General features: G+C 69.0%; 1 protein-coding gene. It reads left to right on the top strand.

Annotation, left to right across the window (positions count from 1 at the left end):
- A partial coding sequence (locus D7X99_RS41885) for an IS66 family transposase (protein ID WP_147476435.1) occupies positions 1–1199 on the top strand: 1199 nt, incomplete at its 5' end.
- Positions 1200–1315 lie beyond the last annotated feature (116 nt).

Here is a 1315-nt window from a genome sequence, read left to right as displayed (position 1 = left end):
CCGACGAGCGCCACTGCCCGGCGTGCGGCAGCGAGGACTTGAAGCCCCTGGGCCAGGGCCGCACCTCGGTGGTGTACGAGTACGTGCCCGCCCGCTTCGAGAAGCAGGTGCACGTGCAGGAGGTGCTGGCGTGCGTGTGCGGCCGGGGCATCGTCACCGCCCCGCCTCCAGCCCGGGTGGTGGACAGGGGCGAGTACGGCCCCGGCTTCCTGGCCCACGTGGTGACGTCGAAGTGCGCGGATGCCATGCCGCTGCACCGACTCGCCCAGCGGGTGGAGAGAAGCGGCGTGCCCATGAGTCGCAGCACCCTGACGGACCTCTTCCACAAGTCCGCCTCCGTCCTACTGCCTCTGTCCTCCCACCTGCTTCAAGTCATTGCCGCCGCAGAGGTGGTGTGGGCCGACGAGACCCCGCTGCGCGTGCTGGACGTGAAGAAGACAAGGCTGGGTTACCTCTGGACCTTCCTCACCCAGAATGAGGCGGGCCAGTGGCTCATCGGCTACCGCTTCAGCATGGGGCGGGCCAGCAAGACGCCGAAGGAAGTCCTGGGCGGCACCCGGGGCGCCCTCGTGGTGGATGCGTACACGGGCTACAACGCGGTGACGCTGCCGGAGGGGAGAATCCGCGTCGGGTGTTGGGCACACGTGCGCCGCCGCTTCTTCGACGCGCTTTCCACCGCGCCCGAATCCCGCGAGGCGATGGACCTCATCCTCGAACTCTACCGCGTGGAGGCCCAGGCGAGAGGCGCGGACGTGGTGCGCACCGCCGCGCACCGCGAACTGCGCCAACTCAGCAGCACCCCCGTCCTCAAGCGACTTCGTGCCTGGCTCGATGCGCAGGCGCCGCGCCACCCGCCCAAGAGTCCGCTGGGCCAGGCCATTTCCTACACGCTCAAGCAGTGGGATGCGCTGAGCCGCTTCGTCTCGGATGAGCGTCTGCCCTTGGACAACAACCGCTCGGAATCGGCGCTGCGCAAGGCAGCCCTGGGGCGTAAAAACTTTCTCTTCGTCGGCCACGAGGCCGCGGGTGAAAACCTCGCGGGCCTCTACGCCCTGGTGGCCACCTGCGAGGCCAACGGCGTCAATCCCGAGGAGTACCTGGCCGACGTGCTGCTGCGCGTCCAGACGCACCCGAACGCCCGCATCGGAGAGCTGCTGCCGCACGAGTGGAAGCGCCTTCGCGCCGCCGATTCGTCCTGAGCCCCCTGCTCAGGTCCGCCCCGTCAGCCCGCTCTCGCACAGGCTCGCGACCATCGCCGAGCACGGTCCCCGTCCCTCTGCAATAGGCTCGGTCACGTCGCTCGCCGGACGGATAC

The organism is Corallococcus sp. AB032C (assembly GCF_003668935.1).
GTDB classification, from domain to species: Bacteria; Myxococcota; Myxococcia; order Myxococcales; family Myxococcaceae; genus Corallococcus; species Corallococcus exiguus.
This window is presented reverse-complemented; position numbering and strand designations above follow the sequence as displayed.